Raw genomic sequence first — 22,113 nt, 5'->3', positions numbered from 1 at the left:
CTTTATACTAAGGGGAAATTAATGAAAGGGGAATTCACTTTCGTATTCTAAAAGGTGACAAAAATAACACAAACATTACAGTTAATCTGTTAACATATGTTAATAAATCTCAAAAACATTATTTTACACTTCTCTCTAGCACTTTTCAAATTAGAATTTTATAATTTAGCTCTTTAAAAATTTACACTTCTTGAGGTATTTTATTGAATTAGCATACAACGGAAAAAATTATCATGGATGGCAGATACAGCCACATGCAATTTCAGTTCAAGAAAAAATAAATAAGGCCATCAGCACAATTTTAAGAAAAGAAATAAACATTGTAGGTGCAGGGAGAACCGATTCTGGCGTACACGCCTCACAAATGTTTGCTCATTTTGATGTAGAAACACCGCTAAACGATAACTTTTCTTACAAATTAAACGCTATTTTGCCCGACGACATAGTTATATTCAGAACACAATTAGTACATGACGATGCCCACACTCGTTTTGATGCTCTTAGCAGAAGTTATGAGTACAAAATCTGGTTAGGTAGAAATCCTTTTTTACTAGATACTACGTGGCAACTACATCATCAGCAATTAAATATAGAGTTGATGAATAAAGCAGCTGCTACTCTATACAATTATGAGGATTTTGAATGTTTTTCAAAAGTAAAAACAGATGTACATACATTTAACTGTACAGTAACCAAAGCTGAGTGGGTTAAAAACGGAAATGAATTAACGTTTCATATTAGTGCTAATCGTTTTTTAAGAAATATGGTTCGAGCCATTGTAGGAACATTAATTGATGTTGGTTTAGAAAAAATAACTGTGGATGATTTTAAAAAAATTATAGAAAGTAAAAATCGAAGTAAAGCAGGTGTATCAGTTCCTGCAAAAGGTTTATTTTTAACAAAAGTAATATACGACTATATATAGTGAGTAAAACAACAGGAAAAGCATTTGATATTAAAATTTTTGCACGACTAATGAGTTTTGCAAAAAAATACCGTGTACGATTTATAATTGCAGCATTATCTACCATTTTACTAGCAGGTTTTGCTGTGCTAACCCCTGTCATTTTAATGACAGCTATAGACGATTTCACTGTAACTAAAGATGTTTCAAGGCTATTATATTTTACAATTGCCATGATAGTAGTGTTGCTTATCCAAGTCTTTTTTCAATTTAGCTTTATTTTTTACGCCAACTGGGTAGGTCAACACATTATCAGGGACATAAGAGCCAAAACTTTTAGAAAAATACTTCAATTTAAAATGGGGTATTTTGATAATTCTTCAGTTGGAAAATTAGTAACTCGTGTTGTTTCAGATATAGAAACCATTGCTAACTTTTTCACCCAGGGTGTTTTTATGATTGTTAGTGATGTTTTAAAAATGATTGTTGTAATCATTGTAATGTTCTATACCAACTGGAAATTAGCTTTAATTGCACTTGCAACCTTACCTGTATTGATTTATGCTACCAAACTATTTCAAATAGCTATAAAATCTACTTTTCAAGATGTTCGTAACCAAGTAGCAAACTTAAATAGCTTTGTACAAGAGAGAGTTACAGGAATGAAAATCGTCCAACTCTTTAATAGAGAAAAAATTGAGTATAAAAACTTTATTGAAATTAACAATAAACATAAAAAGGCACATGTTAAAACTGTATGGTACTACTCTATTTTCTTCCCTATTGCTGAAATTCTTTCTTCTATTGCAATAGGACTTATTGTATGGTACGGTGGATTACAGGTTGTTGAAGACAAGGCAGTAAGTGTTGGTGCTATTATTGGTTTTATAAAAATGGCTCAAATGCTTTTTAGACCGTTGCGACAAATAGCCGATAAGTTTAACCAACTACAAATGGGAATTGTTGCCGGTGAACGTGTATTTAATATAATTGATACTGAAAGCTCTATAGACAAAAACGGGACAATTATTGCTGATAACATACAAGGAACTATTAACTTTAAAGATGTACGATTTAGCTATATTGAAGATGAAGAAATTTTAAAAGGCATTAGCTTTAGTGTTGAAAAAGGACAAACAGTAGCTATTGTTGGTGCTACAGGAGCTGGTAAATCAACCATTATCAACCTTATAAGTCGCTTTTACGAAATAAATAGTGGAGAAATATCTATCGACAACATTCCTGTACAAGACTATGAAATAGCTTCTTTACGTCAAAAGGTAGCAGTAGTACTTCAAGATGTGTTTTTATTTTCTGATAGTATTTTAAATAACATCACTCTTAACAACGAAAACATTTCTCTTGAAGAAGTTAAAGTTGCTGCCAAACAAATTGGAATTCATGATTTTATAATGAGTCTTCCTAACAACTATCATTATAATGTAAAAGAGCGTGGCGGTATGTTATCTTCAGGTCAACGTCAATTAATTGCCTTTTTACGTGCCTATGTTAGTAAGCCTAGTATTTTAATTTTAGACGAAGCCACTTCTTCTGTTGATGCACATTCAGAGCAAATGATTCAGTATGCTACTGATAAAATTACCAAGAACAGAACTTCTATAGTAATTGCACACCGTTTAGCAACCATTAAAAAAGCTGATATGATTATTGTTATGGACAAAGGTCGTATAGTTGAAAAAGGAAACCATACAGAATTACTAAAAAAACATGAGGGCTATTATAAGAATTTGTTCGAAAAACAGTTTAATAGTGAAACAGTGGTGTAAATAAATTTGTTTACATCATTCAAAATAGTACATTTGTTATTCAATCTTAAAAACTAAAAATCAATAAACGATGAAAAAAGTAATTTTATCAGTATTTGTTGTTGGTGCTTTATTAGCAACATCATGTAAAAATACTAAAGAAGATGCTAAAGATGCAACCAAAGAAGCTGTTGAAGCTGTAGAAAAAGCAACTGAAGAAGCTAAAGAAGCAGCAACTGAAGCTACTGAAGAAGCTAAAGAGGCTACTGAGGAAGCTGTTGAAGCTATGGAATCAGCAATCGAAGGTATCGAAATTCCAGAATTTGAAGACCCAAAAGTAGGAGAATACTTACAGTCTTATTCTCAATATGCTAAAGATTACATCGAAGCAAAAGGAGACGTAGTAAAAAACTCTGAATTAGCTAAAAAAGGTGTTGAATTAGCTACACAAGCTAAAGACATCGTTGCTAACTTAGACGAAGAAGCTGCTAAAAAATTCAATAGCGTTATGACTGCTATTCAATCTAAAATGGCTCCTGCTCAATAATCTTTTTTGAACAGAACACAAAAAAGCTCGCAAGTTGCGAGCTTTTTTTATGCCATTACATCTTTTTCTAATTTTCTATGGAGCTCTTCTAACGATTTATATAACACAAACTCTCCATCTTTTATATAAGAAATCTCTCCTGTTTCTTCTGAAACCAACAAACAAATTGCATCAGTTTTTTCACTAACTCCAATAGCTGCTCTGTGGCGTAAACCAAACCTAGAAGGTATCTTAGCACTATTAGAAACAGGTAATATTACTCGAGTTGCTACAATATAATTATCACGAATAACAGTTGCACCATCGTGCAACGGGCTATTTTTATAAAAAATACTTTCAATGATTGCCTCATTAACCAAAGCATTCATTTTATCACCAGTATTAATTAAAAAATCAAGATTATTTGTTTTCTCTATCACTAACAATGCACCCGTTTTAGTTTTTGATAAGTTAGCACATGCCGTTAGTATAGTTTCAACATCTGTTTCAGAATGAATTTCAGTCTTTAAAAACTTCAACTGATTTAAAAAACTTTTTTTGGTAGAAAAGTTAGTAGTTCCTATCATTAATAAGAACTTACGAATTTCTTGTTGAAATACAATAATCAATGCTATAACACCACCAGAAAGTAAATATCCCAAAATCCCACTCAACATTTCCATGTGTAGAGCCTGAGTAACTTTCCATATTAAAAATATAAATGCAATTCCGATTACAATGTTAATAGCTACAGTTCCTTTTAATAACTTATATATATAGAAAAGTAGCACTGCTACTAAAAAAATATCTAACACATCAAGAAACGAAAAGTCGATAAAATCTAAATTCATTAATTTTTTGAAGTTTTTTAACTTTAAAACAAGTTTTTAGGCATTATATACTACCTGATAAGTAAATGTAAGGATTTTATTACAACTGCTCCACAATTTTAACCGCCTCAACTGCCTCCTTTACATCATGCACCCTTAAAATATGTGTACCATTTAACAAAGCAACTGTATTGGCTACGGTAGTAGCATTTAAAGCTTCTTTAGGTGTAACACCTAATAACTTATACAACATTGATTTTCTTGAAACACCAGTTAAAATGGGAGCATCTAAACTTTTGAACAGTGACAACTTTTTAAGTAACTCATAGTTTTGATCAAGCGTTTTACCAAAACCAAAACCAACATCAATAATTACATCATTCACCTTTAGTTTACGCAATTTAAAAAGCTGCTCTGCAAAAAAAGAAATCACTTCCGTAACCACATTTTCATATTGCGGATTTTGTTGCATGTTTTGCGGCGTTCCTTTCATATGCATCATAATATATGGAACTTGAAGTTTAGCTACCGTTTTAAACATCTGCTCATCCATCATTCCTCCAGAAATATCATTAATAATTGCAGCCCCTGCATTAACCGACTCTTCCACTACTCTACTTCTAAAAGAATCTATTGATATAATAATTTCAGGAAAATTTTTAATCAACAATTCCACTACAGGAAGCATTCTTTGTAGCTCCTCTTCTTCCGAAATATGTTTTGCTCCTGGTCTTGAAGAATAAGCTCCAACATCTATAAACGCAGCCTCTTCATTCAACATCTTTTCCGCTTGTTTAAGAATATCTCGTTCGCTTTTATACTTTCCTCCATCAAAAAAAGAATCAGGAGTAACATTTAAAATCCCCATAACCTTAGGCTTAGTTAAATCTACCAAGGTTCCTTTACAATTAATTGTCATCATGTTAAATTTCCAAGTAAAAATAAATGAAAAGCTTGTAATATTTACTATTTTTGATCTAATACTTTTAAATAAGAAAGATGCAGAACACCTCTAAACAGTATGATACTGTAGTTGAAGAATGTAGAAATTTGTTTGTAAAAAAAATGAGTGATTACGGTAGTGCTTGGAGAATATTAAGACTTCCTTCATTAACCGATCAAATATTTATAAAAGCTCAACGCATACGTCAATTACAAGAAAATACTGAACGAAAAGTTGATGAAGGAGAAAAATCAGAATTTATTGGCATTATTAACTACTCAATAATGGCATTAATTCAAATTGAGCTTGGCGTTGTTGAGCAACCTGATTTAACTACTGAAGAGGCTACTAATTTATATGACAAACATATAAAGATTACCAAAGAATTAATGGAAAACAAAAACCATGATTATGGTGAAGCTTGGAGAGATATGAGAGTTTCTTCGTTAACCGATTTAATTCTACAAAAACTACTTCGTGTAAAACAAATAGAAAACAATCAAGGCAAAACCTTAGTTTCTGAAGGAATTGACGCTAATTATCAAGATATGATTAATTATGCTATTTTTGCCATGATTCATCTTTCTGAATCAGATAATTAACCTAAAAACATCCCTATATGATTTTAAAAATGTTAACTCATATTTCAAGAGTACTTGTAGGACTTCTTTTTATTTACTCTGGATTTGTAAAATTAGTAGACCCAATTGGATCTCAATATAAATTTGAGGAGTACTTTAGTGCCGGTGTACTAAACTTAGAATTCTTAATTCCTTTTGCTTTACCTTTTTCAATTCTTTTAATTGTTACCGAATTGGTTTTAGGTATTATGCTTTTAGTTGGCTATAAACCAAAACTTACCGTTTGGAGCTTATTTGGCTTAAACCTTGTATTCTTATTTTTAACATGGTATTCATACACTTACAATAAAGTTACAGACTGTGGATGTTTTGGTGACGCTTTAAAGCTTACTCCTAAAGAAACATTTTACAAGAATGTTGTTTTTATGATCTTTATTGTTATTCTTATTTTAGGTGTTAAACACATTAAGCCTTTAATTTCAAATAAGTTTTCTTCAATAACAACCTTTTCTTCTGTTTTTTTAGCGCTCATTATTAGTTACTATGTTTTACAACATTTACCAATTATTGATTTTAGAGCTTATGCTATAGGAACAGATATTGCTAAAGGAATGGAATATCCAGAAGATAGCGATGAGCTTCCTCCTATACACGATTTCATGATTGAAACAGATGAAGGAGATAAGTTAGAAGAAATGCTTGCTAAAGAAAAAGCTATGCTTATTATCATGTCTAACTTCAAGAAAACAGAAAAAGAAGGTATTACTGATGTTTCTGAAGTAGCTAAACAAGCTAGTGAACAAGGTTATGAAATTTATGTACTAACCGCTTCTTATATTGAAGATTTAGCTGCAACTCAAAAAGAATATGGACTTCCTTATACTTTTGGGTTTTGTGATGAAACTGCTTTAAAAACAGTAATTAGAGCTAACCCTGGTATTGTTACCGTAAAAAACGGAGTCATTGTTGGGAAGTGGAACTGGACCGATGCTGATGATGTAGAACTATAAACAGTTATACCATTTATATACAAAGAAAACCTCACAAATTTGTGAGGTTTTCTTATTTTCGCAATAACATGAAAAGCTCTTGTAGAGATTCTTACAACATTTCTTTCAATAAGAGAGTAAAACCAAGCTATTAACTTAGAAATATTTTTGTGAAACAATTATTATTAGTTTTTATAGGTGGCGGAGCAGGAAGCGTATTACGATATATTATTGGAAAAGCTTTAAACAGTTCGCAAACAGGAATTCCTTATGGAACTTTTGCAGCTAATATTCTTGGAAGTTTACTTATTGGAATTATTTTAGGACTTGCTGCTAAAAACGAAACAATAACTCAAAATCACACTTTATTATTAGCTACTGGATTCTGTGGTGGATTTACAACTTTCTCTACCTTTGCTTATGAAAACCATGTCTTTTTAAAGTCTGGAGATTTTACCTCTTTTGCTCTATACACTATAGCTAGCTTTATTATCGGATTTTTAGCTGTTTTCGCAGGAATCTACATTGTTAATTACTTTTGGACGAACGCACAATCAATTTAAATAATACTTTACCCTTAAAACAAACCTCACTTTGTGAGTAAATTTATATAACAAATGAGTGAACTTATACAATACAATTCAGAAGAAAATCACGTAATTATAACTATTACTAACGGAAAAGCTAACGCTATTTCTCATGAAGTGATTGATGCTTTAAACATCTCTTTTGACAAAGCTGAAAAAGAAGAAAAACCTGTAATATTAACAGGACAACCAGGAATATTCTCAGCAGGTTATGATTTAAAAAGCATGACACAGTCTCCTGAATCAGCCTTAGAACTAGTAACTAAAGGATCGCAATTATCACATAGAATGCTTTCTTTTCCTTACCCAATAATTGCAGCTTGTTCAGGGCATGCAGTAGCTAAGGGTGCTTTCCTACTTCTTTCTACTGATTACAGACTGGGTATTGAAGGTGATTTTAAAATTGGACTAAATGAAGTTTTAATAGGTATGACCATGCACAACGCTGGAATTGAAATAGCAAAAGCACGCTTATCTCCTATTTATTTTGAAAGAAGCGTTAGTTGCTCAGAAATATACAACCCTAAAGATGCTATTACTGCTGGTTTTTTAGATAAAGTTGTTCCTCAAGAACACTTACTAGCAATAGCTATAAAGGTTGCTGGAATGTTTTCTAAACTAAATAAGAAAGCACATAAAGAGACCAAGTTAAAAGTAAGAGAATCATATTTAGACTCATTAGCAAAAGCCATCAAACAAGACAGCGAAGAAGGTCTAACACCTCCTTCTAAATAAATAAAAAGTCCTGCAATTTGCAGGACTTTTTATTTATTTAGGTTTCTTATAAGCCATTACCCCTGCTTTAATTTCTGTATCTAAATAATTATCACTTGGTGTAATTGGACAAGAATACCTATCACTATAAGCACAATATGGATTGTACGCTTTATTAAAATCAACCTCTACAGTTCCATCCTTCTGGATATCTGTTGTATAAACATCTATAAAACGACCACCTTTATAAGACGTTCTACCATTTGTATTATCTAAAAAAGGCAAAAACAAATGGTTTGCATATTCAGGCTTAGGGTTTACATCTTGATAAAGAGCTAGTTTAAAATCCTCTCCATCAATAGAAAAAGACAAAACCCCATATTTTTTATACATCGCTACCCTATCGGTCGTCGTTGGAAAATCAAAAATAGGCGCATCTGGTGTTTTTTCTAATTCTGCTTTTACAGTATACTTTTTATCAATAGGAAAAAAATCTAACCCTTTAAACTTCTTTAATCCCTTTTTAGTAAGTGGTGACCTAGAAGCATCTTTGAACTTAGTATTCATCTCTTTTTGAAAATCAGACTCCCCCAAGACAGCTCTTTTTCCTTGACTGTTACAAGACAGTATTGAAACAGCAAAAATTAACAATAGTAGTTTTCTCATATTAACTCATTATATTTCTATAAATACAAAAATACTTTATTACAACCAAAACATCTCTAATCCTTAAAAAATCATTAAATAAGCAGGTCAAAACTGTTAATTTTCTATTAATAATTTGAAATAACAAAATAAAATTGTTACATTTATATTTATAGATTAAACTTATAACTGATATAAGATACCGGAAAAAAAGATTTTTTTATCTTATAAGAAAAACTTATTAACTAATAAAACAAATTGATGAGCTTGTTTCTTTGTAAACAGAAAGTTTCCTATATATTTGCCGCCCCAGTTATTTAGGCATATATCTTTTATCAGAAAAAACCTAATAAAGAAATTTTAAATTAAATTGGTAAATTTTATGAAATCAGAATTAATCAATAAGGCAGAAGAATTTGAAAACAGAAAATTCAAATTTGTTACTACTAGTGATAGAATACTAGCCTCTAGAGAAGCAAAAGCTCTGATTCTAGAGATTAATGAGGTATATAAACAAACAAAAGATAGTACGTTAATGGACTTAATGAAGCGTTTAACAGCTGTTAAACAACGCATTGAAAAACGTTTAAAAGGAAAACCTTTAACAGCTTAAACAATAAACAACCTTTAAGCTCGTTTATCATATATACATAAGAATAGTAGTTTCATCAACTACCACTCTCATTATAATATTTATTCTTGATAAAGTTCTAAGTAATTTACTTAGAACTTTTTCTTTTTTAAATATATTTGTGGAATCGGGATGTAGCTTAGTCCGGTTAAAGTGCTGGTCTGGGGGACCAGAGATCGGTGGTTCGAATCCACTCATCCCGACTTCTTTTATTTTTTTCAAAAAAATAACTTCACTAAAAAAGTCAAAACAAACTCTAATTCAATAACTTAAAAAACACTCTGAACGATTACAAAAAACAAGCATTAAAAATTTTTAAAAAAAGTTTTTTCAGTTTCAAAAAACATTATATATTTGCCACGCTTTTAAAGCAAACGCCGATGTAGCTCAGCTGGCTAGAGCAGCTGATTTGTAATCAGCAGGTCGTGGGTTCGAGTCCCTCCATCGGCTCAAAAACTAAAAGCGCTAACAAAAAGTTAGCGCTTTTTTTATGCGCTTAATTTGCTAAATTTGTCATAACTCTATTTTTACAAAAACTTAATGAAAAATATATTTGTTATTGGTATTGCTGGAGGTACAGGAAGTGGAAAAACCACTGTAGTAAACCAAATTATTAACGAACTTCCTGCCGATGAAGTATGCGTTATCTCTCAAGACTCTTACTACAAACAAACAGATAATCTAACCTACGAAGAACGTACTAAGATAAACTTTGATCATCCAAGAGCTATCGATTTTGATTTAATGGTGAATCACCTATCTGAATTAAAAAACGGATGCATTATTGAACAACCAGTATATTCATTCGTTGCTCACAACAGAACCAAAGACACTATAAAAACACACCCTAGAAAAGTTATTATTATTGAAGGTATTTTGATTTTTAATAGTAAAGAACTTCGTAACTTGTGTGACATTAAAGTTTTTGTTCATGCTGACGCTGACGAACGTTTAATTAGACGTGTAAGAAGAGATATTAAAGAACGAGGTAGAGATGTTGATGAAGTTTTAAACCGCTACCAAAGCACTTTAAAACCTATGCACCAACAATTTATTGAGCCTACTAAAAATTATGCTGATATTATTATACCTAACGACAGATATAATACTGTTGCTATAGACATTGTAAGAACTGTAATTAACGACCGTTTATAACATGAGTTTTAAATCAATAAAAAACAAACCTTCCTTTAAAATAGCCACTAATATTTATGTGATTATACTTACTGTATTTGTGGTATGGATGCTTTTTTTTGATGAAAATTCTTACCTTACACATAGAGAGTTTAATAAAGAAATTAATGAGTTAAAAAGCTGGATTGATTATCATGAAAAAAAAATCAAGAAAGACAAAAAAACCATACAACAACTACAAGACTCTCTTCAACTAGAACGCTATGCTAGAGAAAAATATTTAATGAAGAAAGAAGATGAAGATATTTATATTATTGAATTTGATACCATAAAAAAGTAATGAGTAACTATTTATTTGACGAATTTCAAGGTGTTACCCCTGCAGAATGGAAACAAAAAATACAAGTAGACCTTAAAGGTGCCGATTATAACGACACTCTTTTATGGAAAACTGAAGAGAGTATTACTGTAAAACCTTTTTACACTAAAGAAGATAGAACTAATATTAGAGTAAGCACTCCCAAGAAAGGTTTTACCATTTGCCAATCTATCAATATTGAAGATGAAGAAAAAGCAAATGCGTTTGCTATCGACTCTCTTCAAAGAGGTGCTAGCGCTATTGAATTCAATGCTAAAAAAGAGTTTGACTACAATACCTTGCTAAAAGGAATTGACACTCAAAAAACTACACTTTACTTTACTTTTGAGTTTTTATCATCAGAATTCGTTAAAAAACTAGCTGATTATACAAACTCCGACAATTGCTTTTTTAACATTGATATTATAGGACACTTAGCCAGCTCAGGAAATTGGTATTCTAATCTTAAAAATGACCATACCCAATTAGAAGAAATAGCAAAAGTAACTCAAAATGCTATTTGTGTTAATGCTTCTACTTACCAAAATGCAGGGGCTTCGATTGTTCAACAATTAGCATACACACTTGCACACGCAAATGAATACTTGAATCATTTCGGAAGTTCAATTGCTAATAATATTCATTTTAATTTTTCAGTAGGCAGCAATTATTTTTTTGAAATCGCCAAACTAAGAGCTTTTAGAACTTTATGGGACTCTCTTTTAAAAGAATATAACACTGAAGCAAATGCTCACATTTTTGCTCAATCTAGTTTACGTAACAAAACTTTATATGATTATAACGTAAACATGCTTCGTACAACTTCAGAGTGTATGAGTGCTATTTTAGGAGGAGCAAATACCGTAGCCAATAGTTCTTATGATAAAGTTTTTCATCACTCAAATGAATTTGGAGAACGTATTTCAAGAAACCAGCTATTAATTTTACAACAAGAAAGTGAGTTAGCAGAAGCTCAAAATATTGCTGACGGTGCTTATTACATCGAAACAATTACTCAACAACTTGCTCAAAAAGCACTAGAAGTTTTTAAGCTAATAGAAAAAGGTGGCGGTTTTTTAAAACAACTAAAAGAAGGAGTTATCCAAAGAAAAATAAAAGAAACTGCAGATAAAGAACAACAATTATTCGATTCAGGAGAATTAGTATTACTTGGCACAAACAAAATTCAAAACGAAGAAGATAAGATGAAAAACGATTTAGAAGTTTCTCCTTTCTTGAAAATTCGTAATGAAAAAACCCTAATTCAACCTATTATCCAAAAACGATTAGCCGAAAAACTAGAACAAGAACGTTTAAAAAATGAGTAAAAAACTAGTTAACATATCTGTTTTCATTACATTCCTTTTTGGAACATTATCCTTAAATGCTCAAAATCTAGGCAACATTCCAAAAACCGAACTTATCAAATTGATGGTTGATTCATTTGAGAATCAAATTTGCAACTACTATTCAATCAACAAGGAAAACTCTGATGAAGCTTTTTTTAAGTATGTAAATGATTTTAACTCTAACAAAATCAACATAAAAGACCTAACTTCCAAAGAAGAATTAGAACTTTTAAAGGTTTCTAATGAAACTTTAAAAGAATATATCTGGATTACTGATAAGGAAAAATTTGAACGTTTTATAAAAAACATTGAAGAAGAAGAACAAATCCAAATAACCGAAATTAAAGACGAGAGAAACAGCACAGAACCCCTATACACTAACAAGTTAGGAGTGAATTATTCTGGTGAATACTCAAGAAAACTACTTAAAGAGACAAAAGTTAACGATTTAAAAGAGGTGCTTACAACCTTAAGAGACACACCTGACACATCTCCTCGCTCAAGTGCTTTTGCTTTCACATATATAAATAAAGAAAGCTACAAAGACTCTTCTTTAAAAACCTTTATTTCATTTGAACTGTATTACACCGTTTTAAACACCTTGAATAAAAATGAGTAGACAAGATATATCAAATATACAAATAGATAAAAGCCAAGAACAGCAAAACAAGAGCTTTAAACACGAAGATTTTGTTGCTGGTATCGCTCCTAACTTGCGTGGTCCTTATTCTACTATGTATGTTCGTAGGCCTTGGACAATTCGTCAATATGCAGGTTTTTCTACCGCAGAAGAAAGTAATGCTTTTTACCGTAGAAATTTAGCTGCGGGGCAAAAAGGATTATCAGTTGCTTTTGATTTAGCTACACACCGAGGGTACGACTCAGACCATGAACGTGTACAAGGTGATGTTGGAAAAGCTGGGGTTGCTATTGATTCTGTTGAAGACATGAAGGTCTTGTTCGATCAGATTCCGCTAGATAAAATGTCGGTTTCCATGACCATGAACGGAGCCGTTTTACCAATTTTGGCATTTTATATTGTAGCAGCCGAAGAACAAGGTGTAGCTCCTGAATTATTATCAGGAACTATTCAAAATGATATATTAAAAGAGTTTATGGTGCGTAACACTTACATTTACCCACCTACTCCATCAATGAAAATTATTGCTGATATTTTTAGATATACTTCTGAAAATATGCCTAGGTTTAATTCAATTTCTATTTCTGGGTACCATATGCAAGAAGCAGGTGCTACAGCAGAAATCGAATTAGCATACACTTTAGCTGACGGATTAGAATACATAAAAAAAGGATTGGAAGCAGGAATGGATATCGACACCTTTGCTCCCCGCCTATCTTTTTTCTGGGCTATCGGAATGAATCATTTTATGGAAATTGCCAAAATGCGTGCAGGTAGAATGTTATGGGCTAAATTGGTAAAGCAATTCAACCCTAAAAACCCAAAATCGCTAGCATTAAGAACTCACTGTCAAACTAGTGGATGGAGTTTAACTGAGCAAGATCCTTTTAACAACGTGGCTCGTACTGCAATTGAAGCTATGGCTGCTGCTTTTGGAGGTACACAAAGTTTACACACCAACGCTTTAGACGAAGCAATTGCCTTACCTACCGATTTTTCAGCGCGCATTGCTCGTAACACACAAATATATTTACAACAAGAAACCCATATTACAAAAACGGTTGATCCTTGGGCGGGTAGTTATCATGTAGAAAAACTTACCGAAGAAATCGCCAACAAAGCTTGGGAATTAATTCAAGAAGTTGAAGAATTAGGAGGAATGACCAAAGCTATTGAAAAAGGGATTCCTAAAATGCGTATCGAAGAAGCTGCTGCGATAAAACAAGCCAAAATTGACAGTAGTCAAGATATAATTGTTGGTGTTAATAAATATCAGCTAGAACAAGAAGACCCTTTACATATTTTAGAAGTTGATAACGAAGCCGTTCGTCAATCTCAAATTGATAGACTAAACGATTTAAAATCAAAAAGAAATCAAGCTGAAGTTGATAAAACATTGAGCGATTTAACTGAATCTGCTAAAACAGGTAAAGGAAATTTATTAGATTTAGCGGTAAAAGCTGCAAGAAATAGAGCCACATTAGGTGAAATTTCCGACGCCCTTGAAACTATTTTCGGACGTCATAAAGCAGTGCATAAAACCATATCTGGCGTGTATAGTAAAGAAATAAAAGATGACGAGTTATTTAAAAAGGCTACTGAACTAGCTGATAAATTTGCTGAGTTAGAAGGACGTCGTCCACGTATTATGATTGCTAAATTAGGACAAGATGGCCACGATCGTGGTGCTAAAGTAGTAGCTACAGGATATGCTGACTTAGGTTTTGATGTAGATATAGGCCCTTTATTCCAAACTCCTCAAGAAGCTACCAAACAAGCTATAGAAAATGATGTACATATTTTAGGTATCTCATCATTAGCCGCAGGACACAAAACCTTAGTTCCTCAGGTTATTGCTGAGCTAAAAAAATATGGACGTGAAGATATTATGGTTATTGTTGGTGGTGTAATTCCTGCACAAGACTACCAATTCTTGTTTGATGCTGGTGCCGTAGGTGTTTTTGGTCCAGGAACTAAAATTGCACAAGCTGCTATTGACATGTTAACTATTTTAATTGATAGTACCGAAGAATAACAGTTATGAAAATAAAATTCATTGATAGAAAAACAGGTAAAATAATTACCGAAACTCCTCCTGGAGAAGGGTACTTAAAATTGCTATACAACAATCCGTTTGGTAAAATGGCTTTATTGCCATTAGTTAAGCGTAAATTTTTATCATCATGGTATGGTAAACTCATGAACAAACCTAACTCTATTAACAAAATAAATAGTTTTGTTAGAGAGCTTCAAATTGACATGAACGAAGCTGAAAGACCTTCAGAAGATTATATTTCTTTTAATGATTTTTTCTATCGAAAATTAAAACCTGACGCTCGTCCTATTGAAAAAGGTTTTGTTTCTCCTGGTGATGGAAAAATGTTAGCCTTTAAAAATATTTCAGATATTCAAAACTTCTTTGTTAAAGGAAGAAAATTCACCTTAGAAGAATTTTTAGGCAACAAAGAACTAGCCACAAAGCATAAAGACGATTCTTTAATTATACTTCGATTAGCACCTAACGATTATCATCGTTACCACTTCCCTTACGACGGAATTCCTTCTGAGGTAACAAAAATTAAAGGACGTTATTTTTCAGTATCACCTTATGCCCTGGCTGCTAACTTCACAAGAGTGTTCTGTGAAAACAAAAGAGAATTCTGCACTTTAAAAACACACGATAAAGGAGATATTATCATTGCCCCTGTAGGTGCTACCATGGTTGGAAGTATCATAGAAACTTACACCCCAAATACAAAGGTTAAAAAAGGCGATGAGATGGGATATTTTGCTTTTGGAGGGTCTACTATTGTGTTATTAGTTGATAGCTCAAAAATCACTATTGACAAAGATATTTTAGCTAACACTAAAAACAGGATGGAAACCTTTGTTAAAATGGGAGAACGAATTGGAAATTAACCTTCATAAATTTAACATTTTACCTTTTAAAAATGATTGATTTCATAAGGCGATTAGAGCTTTAATCCGTAAATTTGCGTCGTTTTATACTTAGCAGATTTACTGATGAAAAAAATCTTAGATACCCTCTACTCTACCCGTTTAATGGCCGTTTTATTTTTTGCTTTTGCCATTGCCATGGGAGTTGCAACTTTTATTGAAAACGATTACGGAACACAAACTTCTAAAGCACTAATATATAACACTTGGTGGTTTGAGTTAATAATGGTGTTTTTTGTTATCAATTTTTTCGGAAACATTTTTAGGTACAGGTTATATAAAAAAGAAAAATGGTCAGTATTATTATTTCACGTTTCTTTTCTTTTAATCTTAATTGGAGCTGGTATTACTCGCTACATTAGTTATGAAGGTTTAATGGTTATTGACGAAGGAGAAACAACCAACCAATTTTATTCAGAACACACATATTTAAATGTAATTATTGATAATAGCGAGTTTCAAAAAACCACTGCTAACAAATTACTTTTATCTGCATGGGGCGATAACTCGATAAACTTTAAAGAAAACTTCCAACCTAAAAAAGGAGGTAAAAACCATGAAGTAACTTTTAATTTAGTGGACTATGTTCCTTGGTCTGAAACAAAAATGGTTTTAGATGAAAACGGAACTGAACACTTGTTTTTTGTAGAAAGTTCTGACGGAAGTAGACATGAACACTACATTAAAAAAGGAACTATAGAGAACATTCATAACATTTTAGTAGGTTTTGAAGCTCCTAATAAAGAAGCAGCTTCAATTAACTTCTTTTATGAAGATGGTAGCTTAAAAATGATTTCTAAAAATGATGGTGATTGGTTTAGAATGGCTGACCAGAAAAAAGGTTTAATAGTTAAAGATAGTGCACAACACTTTCAACTGCTAACACTTCATAACGTAAATGGTCTACAATTTGTAGTTCCTAAATCTCCAGAAAAAGGAGAAATAAAAACTGTAAGGGGCAAAAAAGACGATAAAAAATATGACACTGTAATTTTTGATGTTACTGCTAATGGTGAAACTAAGCGTGTTGAGTTTTACGGTGGAAAGTTTAATGTTGATAACCAACAACAATTTAGCATTGGTGAATTAAACTTTAGAGCATGGTATGGTTCTAAATTATTACAAACTCCTTTTAGTATAAAATTAAATGACTTTCAGTTAGAAAAGTACCCCGGTTCAGAAAGTGCAGCTGCTTATGCTAGTGAGATTACCGTAATTGCACCTAATGAAACTTTTGATTATAGAATTTTTATGAATCATATTTTAGATTACGGAGGTTATAAATTCTTCCAATCGAGTTATAAAATCGAAGGTGAACACGAACAAACACATCTATCAGTAAACCACGATTTTTGGGGAACTTGGATTACTTATATCGGTTACTTTTTATTATTCTTTGGGTTAATAGCTTCGTTGTTTGTTAAAAATACTCGCTTTGATGATTTAAAACAATCACTAGTAAAAATCCGAAATAAAAAAGCTAAATTATCTGTTATTGCTTTACTATTTTCTTTAGTTAGTTTTGGTCAACATGAAACTCATGAACCAAAACAAATTACAGAAGCTCAAATAGATTCTATTTTAACAGCTAACAAAGTAGATGATAAACACGCTGCTTTATTTAGTTCTTTAGTTATTCAAGATGCTGGCGGACGTATGAAACCTGCTCATACTTTTGCTTCAGAATTAGTGAGGAAAGTAGCGCATGTTGATAAATTCAAAGATTTAGACCCAAGCCAAATTTTACTTTCTATTACTGAAAACCCAATGCTTTGGCTCAATGTTCCTTTTGTATATTTAGAAAAAGGGAACACACAAATTAGAGAAATTTTAGGTGTACCTGAAGATGCTGAATATGCTCGTTTTATTGATTTCTATAATAAAGATGGCTCTTCAAAAATTAGCAAATTAGTAGTTGAAGCTGAAAAGAAAAAAATTCAAAATAAGTTTGAAAAAGATATTATAAAGATTGAACGAAGAGTTTGGTTACTATCTCAAGCTTTAGGAGGTGGTATGTTGCGCATCTACCCTATTCCAAATGATGAAAACAATAAATGGGTATCTCAACCAGAAACACTACAAGCTAACTTTAAAGGAACAGACTCTGTTTTTGTACGTCAATCATTACCTGTTTATTTACAATTATTACAAGCTTCAAAAAAGTCAGGAAATTATACTGAGACTAACAAAGTTCTAAACGGAATTAAGAAGTTTCAACAAAAATTTGGTTCAGAAGTTATCCCTGCAAAAGATAAAATCGATTTAGAAATAGCTTACAATAAACTCAACATTTTTGTTAAACTTTCTGAGTATTATGGGTATGTAAGTTTACTTTTAATTGTATTTGTTTTCTTACAAATTTTCAACAATAAACCATGGGTTAACAATATAGTAAAAGTATTAATAGGTATTGTAATTTTCTTATTTGTCTTTCACGTTTTAGGGTTAACTGCTCGTTGGTATATAAGTGGAAATGCTCCTTGGAGTAATGCTTATGAGTCCATTATTTTTGTTGGCTTAGCAACCATGTTGTTTGGACTGATCCTAGGAAAAAAATCTTCATTAACTATTGCCGCTACCACATTTTTAGTTTCGGTAATTTTAATGTTTGCACATCAAAACTGGTTAGATCCTGAGATTGCTAACCTTCAACCTGTATTAAACTCTTGGTGGCTATATGTTCACGTTTCTGTAATTGTAGCTAGTTATGGTCCATTTGCCATGGGAATGATTTTAGGAATCTTTTCTTTATTCTTAATCATTTTCACTAATGAAAAGAATAAAAAGAAAATGGATCTACATATTAAAGAACTAACTGTTATTAATGAAATGGCATTAACCGTAGGTTTAGTAATGCTTACTATTGGTAACTTTTTAGGAGGTATGTGGGCTAACGAAAGTTGGGGGCGCTACTGGGGTTGGGATCCTAAGGAAACTTGGGCCTTAATTTCAATTATGGTATATGCCTTTGTTTTACACATGAGGTTAATTCCAGGTTTACGAGGAAGATATACCTTCAATTTATGGTCTATTATAGCTTTTGCTTCTATTATGATGACTTACTTTGGAGTAAACTTCTATTTATCAGGACTACATTCGTATGCTAGTGGTGATAAAGTAATCACCCCTACTTCAGTATATTACTCTATAGCTTTTGTTAGTATCTTAGGAGTTCTAGCTTGGGTAAAGAATAAAAAGTATTACAAGAAGTAACTTGGCAGTTTTTCTGTTAAAAAAATGTATTTTTGCAAACTGATAAAAAGAAAAAACAATTATGTTCAATAAAAATATAAAATTAGTATTAGCTGCCTTAATAACTGTATGGTCAGTGTATGAATTTACACAAGGACACATCATGAACGGTATATCTATACTTCTACTTGCTGGGCTGTTTATTTTATTTTATTTTAAAAACGAATTTATTCTTTTGGCCTTTTTACAGCTACGTAAACAAAACTTTGCTGGAGCTCAAAAATGGTTAGGATATATTAAAAATCCTTCTGCTTCTTTAACAAAAAAGCAAGAAGGTTACTATAACTACTTACACGGAATTATGTTATCTCAAACGAACATTACTCAAGCTGAAAAGTATTTAAAGAAGGCTGTTAAATTAGGTTTAGCTATGGATCATGATTTAGCTATGGCTAAATTGCAGTTAGCTGGGATAGCAATGACTAAACGCAGAAAGAGAGAAGCAACGAACTTAATGGCAGAGGCTAAAAAGCTAGATAAGCATGGAATGCTTAAAGAGCAGATGCAAATGATGAAGCAACAAATGAAGAAGATTTAACATTTTTTTAAGTTTTCATTATATATTTCGTAATTTTACTTACTAACAAAAATCATCAATGATTAGAGGTTTGTTTTTAAAAGCTTTTGATAAGTACGCTTCAAGATGGCTTGTTTTAATTATAGATATCGTCTTAGTTTGTATATCTTTCATTTTAGCCTACACTGTACGTTTCAATGCTAGCTTGAACTTTAATGTTAACAACCTATACATACAACTTCCATTTATAGCTACTATAGCTCTTATTAGTTTTATTATTGTTGGTTCATATAAAGGTATAGTTAGGCACACAGGTACAAGAGATGCTTTTAATGTATTTGTTGGCATTACTTTACTTTCATTCATAACAACATGTATTATACTATTTAACAATGCTTTAAACATATTCCCTAGTTTTACAATCCCAAAATCAATTATAATTATTCATTATTTGATTTCTGTACTTGTTCTAGTAGTTAGCCGATTTATTTTTAAAGCTTTTTATGAAATTGTTTCCACAGAACTTAAGTCTATTACAAATGTTTTAATTTATGGTGCCGGAGACTCTGGATTGATTACTTATGGTGCTTTAAATAGAGACACTAAAAACAAGTATGAAGTTCTAGGTTTCATTGATGATGACCCTAAAAAAGTTGGTAAAAAGTTAGATCGAATTAAGATTTATGACGGAAAAAGGATTAATAAGAAGTTCATTAAAGAAAAACAAATTGATGAAATTATTATTTCTATTCAGAATATTAAATCTGAAAAACTTTTATATTTTACTGATCACCTACTTGATTTAGACGTTCAAGTAAAAATAGTTCCTCCATTATCAAAATGGATTCATGGTGATTTGGAGGCGAATCAAATTAAACAAGTTAAAATTGAAGATTTATTAGATAGAAAACCTATTTCTATTGACAATCCTATTGTAAAAAGAGAGGTTAATAATAAAGTAATTTTAGTTACTGGTGCTGCTGGTTCTATTGGCTCTGAAATTTCACGTCAATTAAGCATTTATAATCATAAGCATTTAGTACTAATAGATCAAGCTGAATCTCCTCTGTACGATCTTCAACAAGAACTAATTCAAAAAGAACGTAAAAACTTTACCTCTATTGTTGCAGATGTCAGGGATAAAAAAAGGATGGAAGATATATTTCAAAGTTTTAAACCTCAAAAGGTATTTCATGCTGCTGCTTATAAGCATGTTCCTTTAATGGAGATGAGTCCTTATGAAGCTGTAAAAATAAATGTTGGAGGAACAAAAAATATAGCAGATTTATCAATAAAACATAATGTAGATCGTTTTGTGATGGTCTCAACCGATAAAGCTGTAAACCCAACTAATGTTATGGGCGCTACAAAACGTGTTGCTGAAATGTATATTAGTTGCTTAAGTAGCTCTAAAAGTCATACAACAAAATTTACTACTACTCGTTTTGGTAATGTTCTTGGTTCTAATGGTTCTGTAATACCTCTTTTTAAACGTCAAATTGAAAATGGTGGACCTTTAACTGTTACTCATAAAGATATTACTCGTTATTTTATGACTATCCCTGAAGCATGTAGGTTAGTTTTGGAGGCTGGTACAATGGGGAATGGCGGTGAGATTTATATATTTGACATGGGAAAATCTGTAAAAATATACGACATCGCAAAAAGGATGATTCATTTGTCTGGATTAAATTTTCCTGATGATATAGATATAAAAATCACTGGTCTTCGTCCTGGAGAAAAGCTATATGAAGAACTCTTAGCTGATGGAGAAAATACTAGTCCTACATATCATGAAAAGATTATGATAGCTAAGAACCAATTAATAAATTATAACATAGTTCAAAATAAAATTAAAGAATTATGCTTATCTAATATGAACCAAGATAATAGTAAGACGGTTCAACTTATGAAGGAAATTATTCCTGAGTATAAATCAAACAATTCAATATACGAAAAGTTAGACACTGATACTAAAAATTAAATTAGTACTTTCGCCAAAAAATTCAATCAATGCAAAGAATTTCAAAAATTGTTTTAATTTTAATAACTATTTGGTGCATTAGCTCTTGTGCATCAAGAAAAGATATTGTTTATTTCCAAAAAGATCAGGTAAATCAATCTCTTACTAATACTACATATAAAACTATTTTTAAGCCTGATGACTTACTTCAGATAACCATATCTGCACTAGACATGAATGCTGTAAAACCGTTTAATTTACCTTCTGTTACTTTCTCAACAACGACAGACAGAGCTGTTGGTAGCCCTCAACAACTATCATATTTAATTGATAATGATGGTTATATTGACTTTCCTGTTCTTGGTAAAATAAAGTTAGCAGGTTTATCAAGATCAGAAGCAATTGGGTTACTTAAGAGTAAATTATCCCCTGACTATCTTAAAAACCCCACTATCAATATAAAAATCATCAATTTTTCTATTACTGTATTGGGTGATGTTAAGATGCCTGGCAGATTTACCATCCCTAATGAACGAATTTCTATTTTAGAAGCAGTTGGTTTAGCTGGAGATTTAAATATGTCAGGAATTAGAACAGTTAAGGTTAAAAGAGAAGAAAATAATCAAATAAAAAGTTATACTTTAGATTTAAGATCTAATAACCTTTTTAATTCACCTGCTTATTATTTACAGCAAAATGATGTAGTTTATGTTGAGCCTAATAAGGCTACTTCACAAGATGCTGCTTACAACAAAAACACAGGATTGTTTATCTCTTTAGGTTCTGTAATCATTTCATTAATTTCTATTCTTACAAGATAGTACAA

21 protein-coding genes and 2 tRNA genes are annotated in these 22,113 nt (G+C 31.5%); 20 read left to right on the top strand and 3 right to left on the bottom strand.

What is annotated here, in order from left to right; genetic code table 11:
• Nucleotides 1–190 precede the first annotated feature (190 nt).
• The 3 genes from truA to C8N27_RS13785 all read left to right on the top strand — a co-directional run bounded on the left by truA (nucleotide 191) and on the right by C8N27_RS13785 (nucleotide 3,217).
• Nucleotides 191–925, top strand: coding sequence for a tRNA pseudouridine(38-40) synthase TruA (gene truA, locus C8N27_RS13795; protein WP_099213980.1), 735 nt, complete (start codon nucleotides 191–193; stop codon nucleotides 923–925).
• A gap of 50 nt (nucleotides 926–975) precedes the next feature.
• Entirely contained in the window at nucleotides 976–2,691 is a 1,716-nt protein-coding gene (locus C8N27_RS13790; protein WP_394342568.1) for an ABC transporter ATP-binding protein, read from the top strand.
• A gap of 70 nt (nucleotides 2,692–2,761) precedes the next feature.
• Nucleotides 2,762–3,217: a hypothetical protein gene (locus C8N27_RS13785; protein ID WP_099213976.1), complete on the top strand. Its 456-nt coding sequence runs from the start codon at nucleotides 2,762–2,764 to the stop codon at nucleotides 3,215–3,217.
• Between the two features lie 47 nt (nucleotides 3,218–3,264).
• On the opposite strand, the gene cdaA is transcribed toward C8N27_RS13785, so the two are convergent.
• Together cdaA and folP are read right to left on the bottom strand one after the other, a co-directional pair.
• Nucleotides 3,265–4,047, bottom strand: coding sequence for a diadenylate cyclase CdaA (gene cdaA / locus C8N27_RS13780; RefSeq protein WP_099213975.1), 783 nt, complete (start codon nucleotides 4,045–4,047; stop codon nucleotides 3,265–3,267).
• A 79-nt stretch (nucleotides 4,048–4,126) separates the two neighbouring features.
• Nucleotides 4,127–4,945: a dihydropteroate synthase gene (gene folP / locus C8N27_RS13775; RefSeq protein ID WP_121148172.1), complete on the bottom strand. Its 819-nt coding sequence runs from the start codon at nucleotides 4,943–4,945 to the stop codon at nucleotides 4,127–4,129.
• A gap of 80 nt (nucleotides 4,946–5,025) precedes the next feature.
• Between folP and C8N27_RS13770 the strand changes: the two genes are divergently transcribed.
• The 4 genes from C8N27_RS13770 to C8N27_RS13755 all read left to right on the top strand — a co-directional run bounded on the left by C8N27_RS13770 (nucleotide 5,026) and on the right by C8N27_RS13755 (nucleotide 7,861).
• Nucleotides 5,026–5,571 (top strand): DUF1599 domain-containing protein, encoded by a 546-nt coding sequence (locus C8N27_RS13770; protein WP_099213972.1) that lies wholly within the window; start codon nucleotides 5,026–5,028, stop codon nucleotides 5,569–5,571.
• 17 nt (nucleotides 5,572–5,588) lie between these two features.
• Nucleotides 5,589–6,560, top strand: coding sequence for a BT_3928 family protein (locus C8N27_RS13765; RefSeq protein ID WP_099213971.1), 972 nt, complete (start codon nucleotides 5,589–5,591; stop codon nucleotides 6,558–6,560).
• Between the two features lie 149 nt (nucleotides 6,561–6,709).
• A complete protein-coding gene (crcB, locus tag C8N27_RS13760) occupies nucleotides 6,710–7,102 on the top strand; it encodes a fluoride efflux transporter CrcB (RefSeq protein WP_099213969.1) in 393 nt (130 codons plus the stop codon).
• Between the two features lie 54 nt (nucleotides 7,103–7,156).
• Nucleotides 7,157–7,861, top strand: a complete 705-nt coding sequence (locus tag C8N27_RS13755; RefSeq protein ID WP_121148170.1) for a crotonase/enoyl-CoA hydratase family protein — start codon at nucleotides 7,157–7,159, stop codon at nucleotides 7,859–7,861.
• 33 nt (nucleotides 7,862–7,894) lie between these two features.
• Here C8N27_RS13755 and C8N27_RS13750 read toward each other — a convergent pair whose 3' ends face one another.
• Nucleotides 7,895–8,506, bottom strand: coding sequence for a DUF1684 domain-containing protein (locus C8N27_RS13750; RefSeq protein ID WP_121148167.1), 612 nt, complete (start codon nucleotides 8,504–8,506; stop codon nucleotides 7,895–7,897).
• A gap of 361 nt (nucleotides 8,507–8,867) precedes the next feature.
• On the opposite strand from C8N27_RS13750, the gene C8N27_RS13745 reads away from it, so the two are divergent.
• The 13 genes from C8N27_RS13745 (at nucleotide 8,868) to C8N27_RS13685 (ending at nucleotide 22,108) form a co-directional block, all read left to right on the top strand.
• On the top strand, nucleotides 8,868–9,098 hold the full coding sequence (locus tag C8N27_RS13745) for a hypothetical protein (RefSeq protein ID WP_099213964.1): 231 nt from the start codon (nucleotides 8,868–8,870) through the stop codon (nucleotides 9,096–9,098).
• Nucleotides 9,099–9,244: 146 nt separating this feature from the next.
• Nucleotides 9,245–9,319, top strand: a tRNA-Pro gene (locus C8N27_RS13740).
• Nucleotides 9,320–9,492: 173 nt separating this feature from the next.
• Nucleotides 9,493–9,566 (top strand) — tRNA-Thr (locus tag C8N27_RS13735).
• A gap of 99 nt (nucleotides 9,567–9,665) precedes the next feature.
• The gene (udk, locus tag C8N27_RS13730; protein WP_121148478.1) at nucleotides 9,666–10,271 is read left to right on the top strand and encodes a uridine kinase; all 606 of its coding nucleotides are present in this window, start codon (nucleotides 9,666–9,668) and stop codon (nucleotides 10,269–10,271) included.
• Nucleotide 10,272: 1 nt separating this feature from the next.
• The gene (locus tag C8N27_RS13725) at nucleotides 10,273–10,590 is read left to right on the top strand and encodes an FtsB family cell division protein (protein WP_121148165.1); all 318 of its coding nucleotides are present in this window, start codon (nucleotides 10,273–10,275) and stop codon (nucleotides 10,588–10,590) included.
• Complete coding sequence (locus C8N27_RS13720) at nucleotides 10,590–11,936, top strand: methylmalonyl-CoA mutase subunit beta (RefSeq protein ID WP_121148163.1); 1,347 nt, start codon at nucleotides 10,590–10,592, stop codon at nucleotides 11,934–11,936. The genes C8N27_RS13725 and C8N27_RS13720 overlap by 1 nt, the downstream gene beginning before the upstream one ends.
• Nucleotides 11,929–12,576: a hypothetical protein gene (locus C8N27_RS13715; protein ID WP_121148161.1), complete on the top strand. Its 648-nt coding sequence runs from the start codon at nucleotides 11,929–11,931 to the stop codon at nucleotides 12,574–12,576. The genes C8N27_RS13720 and C8N27_RS13715 overlap by 8 nt, the downstream gene beginning before the upstream one ends.
• Entirely contained in the window at nucleotides 12,569–14,632 is a 2,064-nt protein-coding gene (gene scpA / locus C8N27_RS13710; RefSeq protein WP_121148159.1) for a methylmalonyl-CoA mutase, read from the top strand. The genes C8N27_RS13715 and scpA overlap by 8 nt, the downstream gene beginning before the upstream one ends.
• 5 nt (nucleotides 14,633–14,637) lie before the next feature.
• Nucleotides 14,638–15,516 (top strand): phosphatidylserine decarboxylase, encoded by an 879-nt coding sequence (locus tag C8N27_RS13705; RefSeq protein ID WP_167444758.1) that lies wholly within the window; start codon nucleotides 14,638–14,640, stop codon nucleotides 15,514–15,516.
• Between the two features lie 105 nt (nucleotides 15,517–15,621).
• Complete coding sequence (gene ccsA / locus C8N27_RS13700; protein WP_121148154.1) at nucleotides 15,622–18,768, top strand: cytochrome c biogenesis protein CcsA; 3,147 nt, start codon at nucleotides 15,622–15,624, stop codon at nucleotides 18,766–18,768.
• Nucleotides 18,769–18,829: 61 nt separating this feature from the next.
• Nucleotides 18,830–19,345: a DUF2892 domain-containing protein gene (locus tag C8N27_RS13695; RefSeq protein ID WP_121148152.1), complete on the top strand. Its 516-nt coding sequence runs from the start codon at nucleotides 18,830–18,832 to the stop codon at nucleotides 19,343–19,345.
• Nucleotides 19,346–19,403: 58 nt separating this feature from the next.
• Nucleotides 19,404–21,308 carry a polysaccharide biosynthesis protein gene (locus C8N27_RS13690; protein WP_121148149.1) on the top strand — a complete coding sequence of 635 codons (1,905 nt, stop codon included), beginning with the start codon at nucleotides 19,404–19,406 and terminating at the stop codon, nucleotides 21,306–21,308.
• Nucleotides 21,309–21,337: 29 nt separating this feature from the next.
• Nucleotides 21,338–22,108, top strand: a complete 771-nt coding sequence (locus C8N27_RS13685) for a polysaccharide biosynthesis/export family protein (protein ID WP_121148147.1) — start codon at nucleotides 21,338–21,340, stop codon at nucleotides 22,106–22,108.
• The last annotated feature ends 5 nt before the right edge of the window (nucleotides 22,109–22,113 follow it).

Source organism: Tenacibaculum discolor (assembly GCF_003664185.1).
GTDB lineage: Bacteria > Bacteroidota > Bacteroidia > Flavobacteriales > Flavobacteriaceae > Polaribacter > Polaribacter discolor.
The sequence above is the reverse complement of the archived record's forward strand: the minus strand, read 5'-3'. Positions and strand labels throughout refer to the sequence as shown.